This window comes from Brachybacterium sp. sponge (genome assembly GCF_001613775.1).
In the GTDB taxonomy this organism is placed as follows: domain Bacteria; phylum Actinomycetota; class Actinomycetes; order Actinomycetales; family Dermabacteraceae; genus Brachybacterium; species Brachybacterium conglomeratum.
Genome location: NZ_LRMP01000001.1, coordinates 708308 through 723708 on the forward strand (window position 1 = coordinate 708308; position 15401 = coordinate 723708).

Here is a 15401-nt window from a genome sequence, read left to right on the forward strand (position 1 = left end):
GGTTCTCTCCTTCGAGATGTCAGCGGGCCGGGAGATCGTCGGCGTCGACAGCCGGGGCGCGGGAGGTCGTCCAGAAGTCCGCACCCTCGATGCCCAGCGGTGCGGGGTCGAAGGTCGGGTCGAGGCCCTGCTTCCGCTGGCGGTCGTAGTCGCGGATGACCTTCAGGACCACGGGGCTCAGCGCGAGGATCACCAGCATGTTGACCCAGCCGAGCAGACCGTAGCCGATGTCGCCGATCATCCACATGGCGTCCGCCGAGATCAGCGCGCCGAAGGCCGTGATCGCCATGGCGCCGATCTTGAGCACTGCGCTGGGCCAGCCGCCCGTGGTGCCGCGGAGGTAGCCGAGGTTGGTCTCGGCGATGTAGTAGAAGGCGATCATCGTGGTGTAGGCGAAGAAGAACAGGGCGATCGCCACGAACACGGGACCGAAGCCGCCGATGGCGGAGTCGATCGCGGTCTGCGTGTAGGCGACGCCGGCTTCGACGCCGGGGACGTTCTCGACCACGGCCCTCTCTCCGTCGAAGACGTTGTAGGAACCGGTGATGATGATCATGATGCCGGTCGCGTTGCAGACGATCACGGTGTCGATGAAGATCGAGAACGCCTGGACGAGGCCCTGCTTGGCGGGGTGGTTCGTCGAGGCGGCGGCGGAGCCGAAGGTGCCCTCGCCGACGCCGGCGACGTTCGAGAACACGGCGCGGCGCACGCCCCAGGCGATCGCGGCACCGGCCATGCCCCCGAAGATCTGGTCCCTGCCGAAGGCGGAGGTGAGCACCAGCTGGATCGAGGGCAGGACCTGGTCCAGGTTCATCAGGATGATCACGACGGTGAAGATGATGTAGCCGACCGCCATCACCGGGACCATGAGCTGCGCGGCGCCGATGATGCGCTTGGTCCCGCCGATGATGGTGAAGCCCAGCAGGCCGGTGAGGAGGATCGCCGACAGCCAGGTGGGCATGCCGAAGGCGACCTCGAGCGAGCCGGCGATGTTGTTGGACTGCACGCCGGAGAACACGAAGCCGTAGCAGACCATGTAGGCGACGGCGAGGCCGACGGCGAGCCACTTGAGCTTCAGGCCGAACTCGACGTAGAACGGCGCGCCGCCGCGGTGCTCCCCGTCGATGCGGCGCTTGAACACCTGCGACAGGACGGTCTCGGCGAACGAGCTCGCTGAGCCGACCAGCGCGGTGACCACCATCCAGAAGAGAGCGCCGGGGCCGCCGGCGGCGATCGCGGTCGCGACTCCCGCGATGTTGCCGACCCCGACACGGCTGGCGAGCGTGAGCAGGAGTGCCTGGAGCGGGGCGACGCCCTCGTCGTCCTGGGGCTTGGCCACGATCTGGCGGAGCATGTCCGGGATCCGTCGGAACTGCACCGCGCCGGTGATCACGGTGAAGAAGAGCCCGACGGCGAGCGCGAAGTACGCCATCGGGTTCCAGATCCAGTCGTTGAGGGTGCCGAGGAATGCCATTGCGGGAGTCCGCCTCACGTCGTTGGGGGCAGGAGGTGTGATGCGGACGACAGTAGGGCGACGCCGATCACTATGTCAACTGTGACATTGCACAGCGCGAATGGGAGACTCGAGGCATGGAGAGCACCGCATCGCACCGCCCCGCACTCCACCAGACCTGCGCCGCCGCGCTGCCCGAGCTCTCGACGCCGTGGCGGGCCGACGTCCCGCCGCGCCCCGAGCTCGTCTGGCTCGACGAGGAACTGGCGCGCGAGCTGGGATTCGACCCCGACTGGCTGCGGGGCGAGGACGGGATGGCGCTGCTGACCGGGCAGATCGAGGGCACCGTCGCGCAGGCCTACGCCGGCCACCAGTTCGGCACCGCGAACCCGCAGCTCGGCGACGGGCGGGCGGTGCTGCTGGGGGAGATCGTCGACGCCCGAGGCAGGAGACGGGACCTGCACCTGAAGGGAGCGGGCAGGACGCCCTTCGCGCGGGGCGGGGACGGGAAGGCGCCGCTCGGCCCGATGCTGCGCGAGGCCGTGATCGGGCGCTGGCTGCACGCCTGCGGCGTCCCCACCACGCGCGCCCTCGCCGTGCTCACCACCGGGGAGCGGATCGCGCCGCGCCAGGGCGTCACCGACGAGCCGGGCGCGCTGCTGGTGCGGGTCGCCGCCAGCCACCTGCGGGTGGGGACCGTCGAGTACGCCTCCTGGCACCTGGGGCCCGAGGTGACGGGGCGGCTCGTCGACCACGCGATCGCCCGGCACCACCCGTCGGCCGACGGGCCGCTGGGACTGCTGCAGGCCGTGTCCGAGGCGCAGGCGGAGCTGGTGGCGCAGTGGATGCTGCTCGGCTTCGTGCACGGGGTGATGAACACCGACAACATGGCGCTGTCCGGCGAGGGCATCGACTACGGGCCCTGCGCCGTGCTGGACGTGCACCGCCGTGGCGCCGTGTTCAGCTCGATCGACCGCGGCGGCCGCTACGCCTACGGCAACCAGCCCGGCATCGCGCTGTGGAACCTCTCCCGCTTCGCCGAGGCGCTGCTGCCGGTGATCGATGAGGAGCCGAATGCCGCGGTGGCCAGGGCGACGACGGTGCTCGAGGGGTTCGAGAGCCGGTATCTCGACGCGTACGCCGACGGGCTCGCGGCGAAACTCGGTGTCCGCGGGGAGCGGGGCGAGGTGCGGGAGCTCGGGGAGGCGCTGTTCACCCTGCTCGAGGAGCAGCGGGTGGACCACACGGGGTTCTTCCGGGAGCTCGGCGGGGGCGCGGCAGCGGGGCTGTTCGCGGAGCCGGCACCGTTCGAGGACTGGTGGCGGCGCTGGGAAGCGCTGCGGGGCGACGGGGGGTCGGCCGACGAGGCCCGTGCGGCGATGTGCCGCGCGAATCCCCGGTACGTCCCGCGCAACGTCCATCTCGAGGCGGCGCTGCGGGCCGCGCACCTGGGGGACATGGCACCGGCGCTGAGGATGCTCGACGCCGTGGGCTCGCCCTTCGAGCGGCGAGAGGGGCTCGAGGATCTCGAGGGGCCGGGCGACGGGGGCGATGCCTTCATGACCTTCTGCGGCACCTGAGGGGCACCCCCGAACGGTCGGTCGAGCGGGGGGCTCCGACTGCCCGGCGGTGCTAGCGTCGACGGTGTTCCCGATGGAAGGAGAGCCCCATGGCTGCCCTGAACGATCGACGCATCCTCGTGATGACCACCAACTTCGGCGCGGAGTCCGATGAGCTGACGAAGCCGATCGCCGCGCTGCGGGAGGCGGGAGCGACCGTGACGGTCGCGGCGACGGAGCCCGGCGTCGTGAAGACGCTCGCCGGTGATCGGGACCCCGGCCCCGAGGTCCCGGTGGATACCACCTACGACCAGGTGAAGGCCTCCGACTTCGACGCCCTCGTGCTCCCCGGCGGCACCCTCAACGGCGACCAGCTGCGCGCCGACGAGACCGTCCAGCAGGTCACGCGGGCCTTCGCCGCGGACGCCAAGCCCGTCGCCGCGATCTGCCACGCCCCCTGGCTGCTCGTGGACGCCGGCCTCGCCGCGGGTCGCGACCTCACCTCGGTGCCCACGATCCGCAACGACCTCGTCAACGCCGGCGCGAACTGGACCGATCAGGAGGTCGTCGTCGACGAGGCGGGTGGCTATCGCCTGATCACCTCGCGCACCCCTGATGATCTCGACGCCTTCAACGCCGCGATCATCGACGCGCTCACCGCCTAGGAGGAAGTCCATGACCGAGAGCTTCGATCCGATCGCCGCCGAGCCCGACGAGACGAGCATCGACGACGCCCTGGAGACGGACCGGGTCGTCACCGAGGGGCGCGACTCCCGCAACGCTGATGGGTACGGCTTCGACGAGGACGTCGCGCGCGGAGCCGACGAGTCCGCCGCCGCCGAGCAGGGCAACCGCGACGAGGACCGCATGGAGGCCGACGTCGACGACGAGCAGCTCGACCAGCTCGCCCGCGAGGACGGCGGACTGGACGAGATCCTCCCCGAGCAGGAACCGCCCCTGCCCTGACCTGCGGCGACGCCGTCCCCGTTTAATCCGTTGCTCTCGGGTGACGACGGGCCTACGGTATGAGCACACAGGGAAGGAGGTGATCCGAGAAGTGATTTCTTATCGGACATGTGAGGTGGCTCGCCGCTGAGGCGACCGTTCATCCGGACGCGCAGCGAATACCACCGAGCTGCCGGGACCCCCAGGGGTCGGACCTCGTCCTTCCGACCAGCGCACCGCGCGACCTGGGGGTTCTTCCCTGCCCCGACGCCTGCGGGTCGATAGCCTCGTGCCATGACGACCTCGCCCCAGTACGGCCCCGTGGAACTGATCTCCCCGCACCTCGACCAGAGCGCCGTGGTGCGCGGCGGCGCGCAGGACGCGCCGATCGTGCTGCTGATGCACGGGCTCGGCAGCGACGAGCGCGACCTCGCGGGCCTCGTGCCCTTCCTCCCGCCCGTCTTCGAGTACGTCTCCGTGCGCGGGATCTTCCGGTACGTGCAGGGCTTCGCTTGGTTCGACATGCCCCTGGACCTGGATCGGCCCGTGGCGATCGAGGCCTCGGCCGCGGCCGTCGAGGAGTGGATCGACGCGCAGGACCGCCCCGTCCTCGGCGCGATCGGGTTCTCCCAGGGCGGTGCGGTCGCCCTGCAGCTGCTGCGCCGCGATCCGCATGCGCTCCGGTTCGTCGTGAACCTCTCCGGCTTCCCGTTCCCCGCCGCGATGGAGGGCGATGCCGCGCTCGCCGAGGTGCGTCCGCCCGCGCTGTGGGGCCACGGTGGGATCGACCCCCTCTACGACCCCGAGCGGGAGCAGGCGGTCCGCGAGTTCATGAGCGCGCACACTGCGCTCGAGGAGGAGCGCCGCCCGCAGCTCGGGCACGCGGTCGACGAGATCGAGCTCCGGGCCGTCGCCGCCTTCCTGCAGCGTCGGGCCGCCGACGCGGACGGGCGCTGAGCGCTCCCCCGCATCCCCTCCCGCCGTCCAGGGGGCGGGCTGTAGCATTCCTGCATTCCCCGCTGAGAGACGGCGGGGTTCCCTAGGAGCACCAGGAGATCATGAGCGCCGCCAGCGACGCCCCCAGTGACAGTCCCAGGCCTTCGGGCCTGCACTCATTCACTTCCCGCGGGGGGATCCGTCCATGGATCTGATCGGTCCCCTCGTCTCGCTGGCGATCGGGCTCCTGCTCGTGCTGGCCTGCGGCGCCTTCGTCGCCGCGGAGTTCTCCCTGATCACGGTCAACCGCAATGACGTGGAGGCCGCCGCCGAGAGCGGCGACAAGCGCGCCGGCGGCGTCCTGCGGGGCATGAAGACCCTCTCCACGCAGCTCTCCGGAGCGCAGCTGGGGATCACGGTCACCAACCTCGGCATCGGCTTCCTCGCCGAGCCCGCGATCGCGGCCCTCGTCGGCCCGCCGCTCGTGGACGCCGGGCTCAGCGAGGTCGCGGCCCGCTCCGCGTCCGTCGCCCTCGCCCTGGTCCTCGCCACCGGCATGACCATGATCTTCGGCGAGCTGGTCCCCAAGAACATGGCGATCGCGCAGCCGTTGCGCACCGCGAAGCTGGTCGTCGGCTTCCAGCGCCTGTTCAGCACGATCTTCGGCCTCCCGATCCGCCTGTTCAACGGTAACGCGAACGCGGTCGTGCGGGCGCTCGGCGTCGAGCCGCAGGAGGAGCTGAGCTCCGCCCGCAGCGCCGATGAGCTGTCCGTGCTGGTCAAGCGCTCGGCCGACGAGGGCGCCCTCGCCGAGGAGACCGCCTCGCTGGTGCAGCGCACCCTCGCCTTCGGCGACCGGCGCGCGCACGACGCGATGGTGCCCCGCGGCCGGGTCGACTCCCTCGAGGTCGACCAGACCGTCGCCGACCTGCTGGAGCTCGCCCGCGAGACCGGGCACTCCCGCTTCCCCGTGCAGGACGACGAGAACGAGATCGCGGGCGTCGCGCACATCCGCCACGGCCTCGCCGTCCCCTTCGACGAGCGGCCCACCACGAGGGTCGACGCCGTGATGGGACCGGCGACGTTCGTGCCGGACACGGTGCCGCTGGACGACCTGATGGACACCCTCCGCGCCGGCGGCCTGCAGATGGCCGTCGTCGTCGACGAGTTCGGCGACCACGCCGGCCTCATCACCCTCGAGGACCTCGTCGAGGAGATCGTCGGCGAGGTCCGCGACGAGCACGACGAGGAGATGGACGACACCCCCGAGCCCGACGGCTCCTGGGACCTCGACGCGCGCATGCGTCCCGACGAGGCGACCGAACGGCTCGGCGTCACCGTGCCCGAGCACGAGGACTACGACACCCTCGGCGGCCTGGTCACGATGGAGCTCGGCCGCCTGGCCGAGGTCGGCGACGAGATCGTCGTGGACACCGACCCGGCGCCCGGCGAGGAGCCGGCGCGCCTGCGGATCGTCGTCGTCGAGATCGACGGGATGCGGATCGAGACCGTGCACGTGATCGTCGAGGCGGTGCCCGACGAGACGGATGTGCGGGCCGAGGACGAGGAGGTGGCCCGATGAGCGACTACGTCGGCCTGCTGGCCACCCTCGTCCTGCTGCTCCTGAACGCCTTTTTCGTCGGCGCGGAGTTCGCGCTGATCTCCGCGAGGCGCTCCGTCATCGAGCCGAAGGCGCTCGAGGGGAACTGGGCCGCGAAGGTCACGATCTCCGCGATGGAGCAGGTCTCGCTGATGATGGCGGGCGCCCAGATGGGCATCACCGTCTGCTCCCTCGCGCTCGGCGCGATCAGCGAGCCCGCGATCGCGCACCTGCTCGAGGGTCCCTTCGAGGCGATCGGCGTGCCGGGCGCGCTGACCCACCCGATCAGCTTCGTGATCGCGCTGTCCCTGGTCACCTACCTCCACGTCGTCTTCGGCGAGATGGTGCCCAAGAACATCGCGCTCGCCGGCCCCGAGCGGATGGCGCTGATCCTGGCGCCGGTGCTGATGGGCATCGTCACCGTGCTGCGGCCGCTGCTGTGGCTGCTGAACTCCATCGGCAACCTCGTGCTGCGGATGATGGGCATCGAGCCGAAGGACGAGGTCACCAGCGCCTTCACCCGCAACGAGGTCGCGGCGATGGTGAGCGAGTCCCGCGAGGGCGGGCTGCTCGAGGACAACGACGAGGCGCTGCTGCTGGGCGCCCTGCGCTTCGAGGCGCGCTCGGTCGCGAACCTGGTCATCCCGCTCGAGCAGGTCTCGACCCTGCCCGAGGGCGTCACCGCCGCGCAGGCGGAGGCCGCGGCCGTCGAGGGCTACTCGCGCTTCCCCGTGAAGGCGGCCGACGGGCGCCTGACCGGCTACGTCCACATCAAGGACCTGCTCGACGCGGTCCAGGCCACGCGCGACGAGCCGATCCCCGCGGAGCGGATCCGGGCGCTGCCCCGGATCGGCGGCGACCAGCCGCTGCGAGACGCGCTCGCCGAGATGCAGGGCTCCGGCGCGCACCTCGGCGCGGCGACCGGTCCCGGCGGCGAGGTGATCGGCGTGGTCACCCTCGAGGACATGCTCGAGGAGCTCGTGGGCCAGATCCGGGACGACTCGCGCGCGTACGCCTGAGGACAGGCCCGACAATGAGGTCATGACGACCCCTGGCATCGGCCCTGACGAGAACCTGTGGACGGCCGCGGTGCGGCGCAATCCTGAGCATGCGGCCGGCTACGCCGCACGCTGGAAGCGCCTCGCCGCGGCCGGACAGGACCTGGACGGCGAGGCGCGGCTGATCGACGCCATGGCGCAGCGCGGCTCTCGCATCCTCGATGCCGGGTGCGGCACGGGGCGGGTCGGCGGGCGCCTGGCGCGGGCCGGGCATGAGGTCGTCGGTGTGGATCTGGATGCGGAGCTGATCGAGGTGGCGCGGGCCGAGCAGCCGGCCGGGCGCTGGGAGGTGGGGAACCTCGCGGAACTCGACCTGGTCGATGGCGAGGGGGAGCGCGAGCTGTTCGACCTCGCGGTGTGCGCGGGGAACGTGCTGACCTTCCTCGCGGGGACGGAGCGCCGGCCGGCGCTCGCGGCGCTCGCCGCGCATCTCGCGCCGGAGGGGCGCCTGGTGGTCGGCTTCGGGCTCGACCGCGGATACGCGATCGAGGACTTCACGGCCGACGCCGCCGCGGCCGGGCTCGAGCTCTCCCAGCGTTTCTCCACCTGGGACCTCCGCCCCGCCGCGGACGACTTCCTGGTGGGGGTGCTCCAGCATGGGTGAGCCCGCACCGATCGCGGAGTCGCGCTGGCGGGTGCTGCCCGTCGGCCTCGGACCGGCGCTGCAGCGCCAGGCACTCCGGGCCTCAGTCCACGTGATGGTGGGCCTCGGGGTGCTCTTCGGGACCGTGGTCGTCGCCGGGATCGTGTCCGAGGAGCTGCTGTCCGACTCGGAAGCGGGGTCGACGATCGACCTGGCGGGCCGAGCCTCTCTCGCGGGGATGCTGATCCTGCTGGCGCTCGCGTTCCTGGCGCTCGGCGTGCTCGGCGCGCTCGAGGGCCCCCTCATGGCCCGGGCCCTCGCCCGTCGGCTCGACGAGGGCGTCCCCTCCTCCGACGTGCCGGCCCCCGGCCAGTGGGCGGCGGCGACGGAGCTCAGCGGCCGCGCGTACCGGATCATCGCGATCGTGCTGCTGTGCGTGCTCGGGCCGCTCTACCTCATCGCCGTCTTCGCCGTGTTCGAGACGGGGCTCGACGCCGTGGGCCTCGCGATCATCGGGACGGGCCTGCTGGTGCTGGGCCTGATCGGCGCCGGCATCCCGCTGTTCGGGAAGGTGCTGGACCCCCGGCAGGAGCGCACGGCGCAGCGGCTGCGCGCCCACTGGACCGAACCGCATCGCATCATCGCCGCGGGCCGCGCGCTCACCGCCGAGGACGTGGCCGCGGCGCGCGGCGTCGACGGGCCCGAGGTGCTCCCCGGCGCCGGAGCGCGGCGGCTGGGCGGGGCGGCGCTCGGCGTGCTCGGCGCGAGCGCCGCCGTCGGCCTCCTCGCCCTCCAGCTGATGTTCGCCCTCGCCTATCCCGACCGCGAGCACTGGTCCGGCGGGCGGGCGGGGGAGCGGGCCGAGCTCGACCCCCGCGGCGAGCAGCTGGTGGACCTGGTCGTGGCGGGCGTGGGGGTGTGCGGGGCGCTCGTGCTGCTGTGCCTGCTCCTCACCCTGGCCTGCGAGGTGCTGGCCCGCCGCGCCGAGATGCGGGCGGTGCGCACCGCCCTCGCCGACCCCGCGGCGCCCCCGCCCGCCATCGAGCTCCTGCAGAGCCTGTTCGCCGCCGGCGCGCCCCGCCTGCTGCTCGCGATGCACTCCCTCGCCGGGGCCCTCGCCGCGATCGGCCTCGGGCTGTGGGTGGTGCCGATCGGGGAGGACGGCCCCTCCTGGGAGATCTTTTCCTCCGCCGGGCCGACGCTGCGCGCCCTCGCCGCGCTCGCCCCGGCGGTGCTGCTCGGCGCCCTCGTGGTGCTCGCCGCGGGGATCCTGCTCGCGGCGGTGCTGGACCTCCGCGAGCAGCGGCTGCGGGACGAGCTGGTGCGGCGCTGGCCGATGCGCGCTCCTGCGGCTCCGGCTTCGCAGGAGTGAGCGCCCCCGGTCGTGCTCGATCGCGCTCGGGTGTGCGCTCACCTCGGCGATCTCGCGCAGCCGGGAGGTGAGCCGCGCCACCTTCGTGGTCGAGTGCACGCGATGACGGCACTCGCCGCTACGGTGAGGCCAGCACACCGACGTGTCCCCGGCCCCGGCCGGGCCCACCGCAAGGGGCGCCGAATGAACGCATCGCTTCCGATCCCCCCGCCGCTGCCCGCCGCGCGGACGGCGCCTGCGAGCCGCCGGCCGCGCCCCGCCGACGACCGGCCCGCGGCCGAGGCGGTGCCCGTCTTCTTCATCTCCGACTCCACCGGCATCAGCGCCGAGACCATGGGCAACGCGCTGCTGCTGCAGTTCCCGTCGGTCCCCTTCGAACGTCGGCTGATCCCCTTCCTCCGCACCGTCGAGGAGGCGCGGGAGGTGCGCGAGGACCTCGACGCGGCGATGGACGGCGAGATCGCGCCGCTGGTGTTCCTCACCGTCGTCGACGAGTCGGTGCGCGAGGAGCTGCTGCGCACCCGCGCACCCGTGATCGACTTCGTCAGCGGCCACCTCGCCCAGCTCGAGGCGCAGCTCGGCGTCACCGGCGACCACGCCCCAGCCCGGCTCCACGGGGTCGGCGACTCCCGCCGCTACAACCGCCGCATGCAGGCCGTCGAGTTCGCGATCGAGCACGACGACGGGCAGTCCGTGCGCGCGATCGAGAAGGCCGACGTCATCCTCATCGCGCCGTCCCGCTGCGGGAAGACGCCGACGTCGATGTATCTCGCGCTGATGCACGGGATCTTCGTGGCGAACTACCCGCTGGTGGACGAGGACCTCGCCGGCGAGGTGCTGCCCGGCTCGATCTCCGCCGTCGCGGACCGCTGCTTCGGCCTGCTGACCTCGCCGGAGAGGCTGACCGCCGTGCGCTCCGAGCGCCGTGCCTCCTCCCGCTACGCCTCCCTCGAGCAGACCCGCTGGGAGCTGTCGAGGGCACGCCGCGTGTACGACACGCACGGCATCGACTTCGTCGACTCCTCCAGCAAGTCGGTCGAGGAGATGTCCACCCTGATCCTCCAGTCCCTGGCTCGCCGCGGCACCACCGCCCGGTGAGCGTCCCCACCCCGAAGGAGCAGCAATGACGCAGAGCATCCGTTGGTTCTCCGAGCTCGGCATGGCCGATCTCGAGCAGGTCGGAGGCAAGAACGCCTCCCTGGGCGAGATGGTCTCGAACCTCTCCGCCCTCGGCGTCGCGGTGCCCGACGGCTTCGCGACCACCGCCGACGCCTATCGCGAATTCCTCGGCGCGACGGGCCTGGCGGAGCGGATCGATCAGCGATTGCAGGGCCTGGACACCGACGACACGATCGCGCTCGCCGAGGCGGGCCGCGAGATCCGGGCGCTGGTCATCGAGCAGCCCTTCCCGGCCGGTCTCGAGGAGGGGATCCGGGGCGCCTACGAGCAGCTCGCCGCCGGCAGCGGCGAGGAGGCGTCCTTCGCGGTGCGCTCCTCCGCGACCGCCGAGGACCTGCCGGATGCGTCCTTCGCCGGGCAGCAGGAGACCTTCCTGAACGTGCGCGGCATCGACGACGTGCTGCTCGCGATCCGGGAGGTGTTCGCCTCGCTCTACAACGACCGGGCGATCGCCTACCGCGTCCACCACGACTTCGAGCACGCCGCGGTCGCGCTCAGCGCCGGCGTGCAGAAGATGGTCCGCTCCGACATCGGCTCCTCCGGCGTCATGTTCACCGTCGACACCGAGTCCGGCTTCGACCAGGCCGTGTTCATCACCTCCGCCTTCGGGCTCGGCGAGGGCGTGGTCCAGGGCGCTGTCAACCCCGACGAGTTCTACGTCCACAAGCCCGGGCTGCGCGAGGGCCGGCCCGCGATCCTCAAGCGGCAGGTGGGCGAGAAGGCCACCAAGATGATCTACACGACCGACACGGCCGTCGGCCGCACCACCGCCTTCGTCGAGGTGGACCCCGCCGAGCGGGTGCGGCTGTCCCTGACGGACGAGCAGGTCACCGAGCTCGCGACCCAGGCGCTGGTCATCGAGGAGCACTACGGCCGAGCGATGGACATCGAATGGGGCCTCGACGGGGCCGACGGGAAGCTGTACATCCTCCAGGCCCGCCCCGAGACCGTGCAGTCCCGCGCCGGGAACACCGTGGAGAAGTACCTCCTGGCCTCCCGCGGCCCCGTCCGGGTCGAGGGCCGCGCGATCGGCGCCCGGATCGGCGCCGGCCCCGTCAGGGTGCTCGACACGATCGACCGCATGCACGAGTTCCAGCCCGGCGAGGTGCTCGTCGCCGACATGACCGACCCCGACTGGGAGCCGATCATGAAGCGCGCCAGCGCCATCGTCACCGATCGCGGCGGCCGCACCTGCCACGCCGCGATCATCGCCCGCGAGCTGGGGATCCCGGCCGTGGTCGGCACCGGCACCGCCTCCCGCGACCTGGCCGACGGGGACGAGGTGACCGTCTCCGCCGCCGAGGGCGACACCGGCTACGTGTACGAGGGGATCCTCGACTACTCGGTCTCCTCCTCCGAGGTCGACTCGATGCCGGCGCTGCCCACGAAGATCATGATGAACGTCGGCAACCCCGAGCAGGCGTTCTCCTTCTCCCGCCTGCCGAACGCAGGGGTGGGCCTGGCGCGGCTGGAGTTCATCGTGAACCGACAGATCGGCATCCACCCGCGCGCCCTGCTCGAGCTGGAGCGTCTGGAGAAGGACGAGCCGGAGGTCGCTGCGCAGGTGACGGAGCGGATCAGCGCCTACGAGGGCCCGCGCGAGTTCTTCGTCCAGCGCGTCGCCGAGGGCGTGGCGACCATCGCCGCGGCCTTCCATCCGGAGCCGGTGATCGTGCGGATGAGCGACTTCAAGTCCAACGAGTACGCGAACCTCCTGGCCGGCACGCTGTTCGAGCCGGAGGAGGAGAACCCGATGATCGGCTACCGCGGCGCCTCCCGGTACCTCTCGGAGGACTTCGCCGACTGCTTCGCGATGGAGTGCGAGGCGCTGCGCTACGTGCGCGAGGACATGGGGCTGACCAACGTGAAGCTCATGATCCCCTTCGTGCGCACCCCCGCCGAGGGCAAGGGCGTGATCGACCTGCTCGCGAGCCACGGGCTGGTGCGCGGGGAGAACGGGCTCGAGGTGATCATGATGTGCGAGATCCCCTCGAACGCCGCGGTGCCGGAGCTGTTCCTCGAGCACTTCGACGGCTTCTCGATCGGCTCGAACGACATGACGCAGCTGACGCTGGGCCTGGACCGCGACTCGGCGCTGGTCGCGGACGCCTTCGACGAGCGGGACCCGGCGGTGAAGTTCATGCTGGGGCGTGCGATCGAGGCGTGCCGGGCGGCGGGGAAGTACGTCGGCATCTGCGGGCAGGGTCCGTCGGACCACCCGGATCTCGCCGAATGGCTGCTCGAGCAGGGCATCGCCTCGATGTCCCTGAACCCGGACACGGTGGTGGACACGTGGCTGCGGCTCGCGAAGCTGAGCGGCGGGCAGGGCGGCGGCGAGGTGGGCTGACGCTCTGACGCGTCGCGAGCTCCCCGGCGATCCGTCGCGAGGGGAGCTCGCGGCATGGTGGGCTAGGAGCGTTGCCGGGCGCGGTCGGGCCCTGCTCCGTCAGGCCGCTCCGTCAGGCTCGGTCCTCGTCCTTCATCACCGGCATCTCGCCGGTGCGGGTGGCGTGGCTGCCGCCGCTGGGCTGCGAGGTGACGGTGGTGAGCAGGAAGGCGCAGTCCTCGAGCGCCTCGACGGCGTGGCGGAAGTGGGTGAGCGCGTCGAGGTCGCCGGCGCGCAGCTCCGCCTCCTCCTGACCGGTCACGCGCACGCTGCCGCGCACCACCTGGATCGACGCGGCGGGCGGGGAGTTGTGCTCGGGCAGGCGCACGCCGCGGCGCAGCGCGATGACGCTCTGGCGCAGCGGGCCGTCGCTCACCAGGACCTCCGCGTGGCGTCCGTTCTCGGCGGTGCGGGCCATGGTCATGGCCTTGGTGATCGCGTCGGGCAGGGCAGGCATGAGGTCCTCCTCCTCGGGAGCGGCGTCGGTCCCTTCCCAGTATCGCCCCGGGCGTGCGGGGGCGCTGTGGAACGGGGGAAGTCGGGGGCTGCGGGACGGCGGCGGGGCGCGGACGGAGGACCAGTGGTCGTGGTCGTCGGCGGAACGGTGAACCGGGGGCGAGCAGCGGTGCTGTCGAAGAAATCGGCGTACGTGATGTACGTGATGTACGTGCTTTTCTGCAGCAGCCCTGCTGGTCGCTGCGGTCGCCGGTGCCGTTGTCGTCGCGTGAGGACCGGGAGAGCGTCGGCACGGGCCGTGTCAGCTGGTCGAGAGGCCGGAGGCGGCTTCCTTGGCGAGGTCGAGCATGGTGCGCTCGCTGATGCCGAGCACGCGGGCCGCCGCGGCGACGTCGCGGAACTCGGGCTCGCGGCGCACGACGGCGCCGTCCTGGTCGCGGGCGATCTTCACGGCGATGCGCTGGCCACGCACCTCGATCTCGGTGAACTCGCGGGTGCGGATGATCCGCTCGACCCGGTGCATCCGCACGCCGAGGGTGCCGGTGCGGTCCATGAGCAGGGACGCGGCGGGGCCCTCGGAGCCCTCGCGGACCAGGGCGTGGATGGTCACCGCAGGGCGGCCGTGCTTCATCGAGATCGGGACGAGCCAGGCGTCCAGAGCGCCCGCGTCCAGCAGCTCCTCGAGGACGCGAGGCCAGAGACGAGGGTCGAGGTCGTCGACGTTCGCCTCGAGCTGGAGGGCGACGGTGGGGGTGGCGTGGGCGTCGGGCGGGAGATCGTCGGCAGACAGCTCGTTCGCGGCGAGGGTGCTGGGGGCGGGGGCGCGGTCTGATGCCGCGGGAGCGTCCGAGGCGGGATCGGCCGAGCCGGGATCGGTCGCCCGCGGCGTCGTGGACCGGGGTGCGGTCGTCGGGGGCGCGATGGAAGGCCGCCCGGCGGCGTGCGGCTCGGCGGTGAACGCGCGGCCGACGAGGACGCGGACGACGTTCGGGCGGCCCGGGGTGTCCTTCGTGCCGGCGCCGACGCCGATTGCCTCGGTGACCTGGATCGGCTGCGGCCCGGCGGAGGAGGCGAGGCCGCGCAGGAGCGCGACGCCGGTGGGGGTGGCGAGCTCGCCGATGCCGGGGGCGACGTCGGAGGGGACGCGCCGGCCGCCGTGCTCGTGCGGACCGCCCTGGGCGTGGGCGGGCAGCGCTGCGTCCGAGTCGGGGACGGGGACCGGGTCGTGGGAATGGGGATGGTCGTGCGCGTGGTCGTGGCTGTGGGAGTGCGCATGCCCGCGCGGGGGGAGGATCTCCCCGGCGACCGTCGGCCAGCCGAGCGCGAGGCGGGCGACCGCCGGGACCGGGACGGGGATGTCGCCGTGCGCGGCGCGGATCCGGCCCGAGCCGACGGCGAGGACGCTGCCGGTGGCCTCCTCGATGCCGAGCTGCCGCCACGCCTCGCACGCCCCGATCACGTCGGCCAGGGAGTCCAGCGCCCCGACCTCGTGGAAGTGGACCTCATCGGCCGGGACCCCGTGGGTCGCGCCCTCCGCGTCGGCGAGGCGGCCGAAGACGGCGAGGGCCAGGTCGATCGTGCGGCCCGGGACGTCGGCGCGGCCGCGCGCCTGCTCGAGCAGGTCCCGGATCGAGGCCCAGGTGCGGTGCGGTGGGTCGTCGACCAGCACCTCCACGTCGACCTTCACCGCGCGCTGCCCGCCGCGGTCCACGGCGGAGCGGACGAAGCGCACCGAGTCCGGGACCAGGGCGTCGAGCACGCGCTGGACGCCCGCGAGGTCCGCGCCGGCGTCGACGAGCGCGGCCAGCAGCATGTCGCCGGCGATCCCGGCGGTGGCGTCGACGAAGGCGGTGCGGGGCGTGGCGGGATCCATG

General features: G+C 72.4%; 13 protein-coding genes. 10 read left to right on the forward strand and 3 right to left on the reverse strand.

All coding sequences use genetic code 11. The features are described from left to right. Positions 1 to 19: 19 nt before the first annotated feature. Positions 20 to 1474 carry a sodium:alanine symporter family protein gene (locus A4A78_RS03130; RefSeq protein ID WP_062946951.1) on the reverse strand — a complete coding sequence of 485 codons (1455 nt, stop codon included), beginning with the start codon at positions 1472 to 1474 and terminating at the stop codon, positions 20 to 22. A gap of 116 nt (positions 1475 to 1590) precedes the next feature. Here A4A78_RS03130 and A4A78_RS03135 point away from each other — a divergent pair, with 116 nt between their 5' ends. The 10 genes from A4A78_RS03135 to ppsA all read left to right on the forward strand — a co-directional run bounded on the left by A4A78_RS03135 (position 1591) and on the right by ppsA (position 13032). Next, positions 1591 to 3033, forward strand: coding sequence for a YdiU family protein (locus A4A78_RS03135; protein ID WP_062946952.1), 1443 nt, complete (start codon positions 1591 to 1593; stop codon positions 3031 to 3033). Between the two features lie 89 nt (positions 3034 to 3122). After that, the gene (locus A4A78_RS03140; protein WP_062946953.1) at positions 3123 to 3677 is read left to right on the forward strand and encodes a type 1 glutamine amidotransferase domain-containing protein; all 555 of its coding nucleotides are present in this window, start codon (positions 3123 to 3125) and stop codon (positions 3675 to 3677) included. 10 nt (positions 3678 to 3687) lie between these two features. Further along, positions 3688 to 3978, forward strand: a complete 291-nt coding sequence (locus tag A4A78_RS03145) for a hypothetical protein (protein ID WP_062946954.1) — start codon at positions 3688 to 3690, stop codon at positions 3976 to 3978. Positions 3979 to 4251: 273 nt separating this feature from the next. Then, on the forward strand, positions 4252 to 4914 hold the full coding sequence (locus A4A78_RS03150) for an alpha/beta hydrolase (RefSeq protein WP_062946955.1): 663 nt from the start codon (positions 4252 to 4254) through the stop codon (positions 4912 to 4914). 184 nt (positions 4915 to 5098) lie between these two features. Then, positions 5099 to 6475 (forward strand): hemolysin family protein, encoded by a 1377-nt coding sequence (locus A4A78_RS03155; RefSeq protein WP_062946956.1) that lies wholly within the window; start codon positions 5099 to 5101, stop codon positions 6473 to 6475. Further along, positions 6472 to 7512, forward strand: coding sequence for a hemolysin family protein (locus A4A78_RS03160; protein ID WP_062946957.1), 1041 nt, complete (start codon positions 6472 to 6474; stop codon positions 7510 to 7512). The genes A4A78_RS03155 and A4A78_RS03160 overlap by 4 nt, the downstream gene beginning before the upstream one ends. A 22-nt stretch (positions 7513 to 7534) precedes the next feature. Further along, the gene (locus A4A78_RS03165) at positions 7535 to 8155 is read left to right on the forward strand and encodes a bifunctional 2-polyprenyl-6-hydroxyphenol methylase/3-demethylubiquinol 3-O-methyltransferase UbiG (RefSeq protein ID WP_062946958.1); all 621 of its coding nucleotides are present in this window, start codon (positions 7535 to 7537) and stop codon (positions 8153 to 8155) included. After that, positions 8148 to 9506 (forward strand): hypothetical protein, encoded by a 1359-nt coding sequence (locus A4A78_RS03170; protein WP_062946959.1) that lies wholly within the window; start codon positions 8148 to 8150, stop codon positions 9504 to 9506. Before A4A78_RS03165 ends, A4A78_RS03170 begins: the two co-directional genes overlap by 8 nt. A 183-nt stretch (positions 9507 to 9689) precedes the next feature. Continuing rightward, a complete protein-coding gene (locus A4A78_RS03175; RefSeq protein ID WP_062946960.1) occupies positions 9690 to 10604 on the forward strand; it encodes a pyruvate, water dikinase regulatory protein in 915 nt (304 codons plus the stop codon). Positions 10605 to 10629: 25 nt separating this feature from the next. Next, on the forward strand, positions 10630 to 13032 hold the full coding sequence (gene ppsA / locus A4A78_RS03180) for a phosphoenolpyruvate synthase (protein WP_062946961.1): 2403 nt from the start codon (positions 10630 to 10632) through the stop codon (positions 13030 to 13032). Between the two features lie 112 nt (positions 13033 to 13144). On the opposite strand, the gene A4A78_RS03185 is transcribed toward ppsA, so the two are convergent. Then, positions 13145 to 13528: a hypothetical protein gene (locus A4A78_RS03185; RefSeq protein WP_062946962.1), complete on the reverse strand. Its 384-nt coding sequence runs from the start codon at positions 13526 to 13528 to the stop codon at positions 13145 to 13147. A 300-nt stretch (positions 13529 to 13828) separates the two neighbouring features. Next, positions 13829 to 15400, reverse strand: a complete 1572-nt coding sequence (gene larC / locus A4A78_RS03190) for a LarC family nickel insertion protein (protein WP_062946963.1) — start codon at positions 15398 to 15400, stop codon at positions 13829 to 13831. Between the last annotated feature and the right edge of the window lies 1 nt (position 15401).

Excerpts from the sequence above, each read along its gene's own strand:
- A4A78_RS03130 (WP_062946951.1), bottom strand. The coding sequence starts at position 1,474 with ATGGCATTCCTCGGCACCCTCAACGACTGGATCTGGAACCCGATGGCG.
- A4A78_RS03135 (WP_062946952.1), top strand. The coding sequence starts at position 1,591 with ATGGAGAGCACCGCATCGCACCGCCCCGCACTCCACCAGACCTGCGCC.
- A4A78_RS03140 (WP_062946953.1), top strand. The coding sequence starts at position 3,123 with ATGGCTGCCCTGAACGATCGACGCATCCTCGTGATGACCACCAACTTC.
- A4A78_RS03145 (WP_062946954.1), top strand. The coding sequence starts at position 3,688 with ATGACCGAGAGCTTCGATCCGATCGCCGCCGAGCCCGACGAGACGAGC.
- A4A78_RS03150 (WP_062946955.1), top strand. The coding sequence starts at position 4,252 with ATGACGACCTCGCCCCAGTACGGCCCCGTGGAACTGATCTCCCCGCAC.
- A4A78_RS03155 (WP_062946956.1), top strand. The coding sequence starts at position 5,099 with ATGGATCTGATCGGTCCCCTCGTCTCGCTGGCGATCGGGCTCCTGCTC.
- A4A78_RS03160 (WP_062946957.1), top strand. The coding sequence starts at position 6,472 with ATGAGCGACTACGTCGGCCTGCTGGCCACCCTCGTCCTGCTGCTCCTG.
- A4A78_RS03165 (WP_062946958.1), top strand. The coding sequence starts at position 7,535 with ATGACGACCCCTGGCATCGGCCCTGACGAGAACCTGTGGACGGCCGCG.
- A4A78_RS03170 (WP_062946959.1), top strand. The coding sequence starts at position 8,148 with ATGGGTGAGCCCGCACCGATCGCGGAGTCGCGCTGGCGGGTGCTGCCC.
- A4A78_RS03175 (WP_062946960.1), top strand. The coding sequence starts at position 9,690 with ATGAACGCATCGCTTCCGATCCCCCCGCCGCTGCCCGCCGCGCGGACG.
- ppsA (WP_062946961.1), top strand. The coding sequence starts at position 10,630 with ATGACGCAGAGCATCCGTTGGTTCTCCGAGCTCGGCATGGCCGATCTC.
- A4A78_RS03185 (WP_062946962.1), bottom strand. The coding sequence starts at position 13,528 with ATGCCTGCCCTGCCCGACGCGATCACCAAGGCCATGACCATGGCCCGC.
- larC (WP_062946963.1), bottom strand. The coding sequence starts at position 15,400 with ATGGATCCCGCCACGCCCCGCACCGCCTTCGTCGACGCCACCGCCGGG.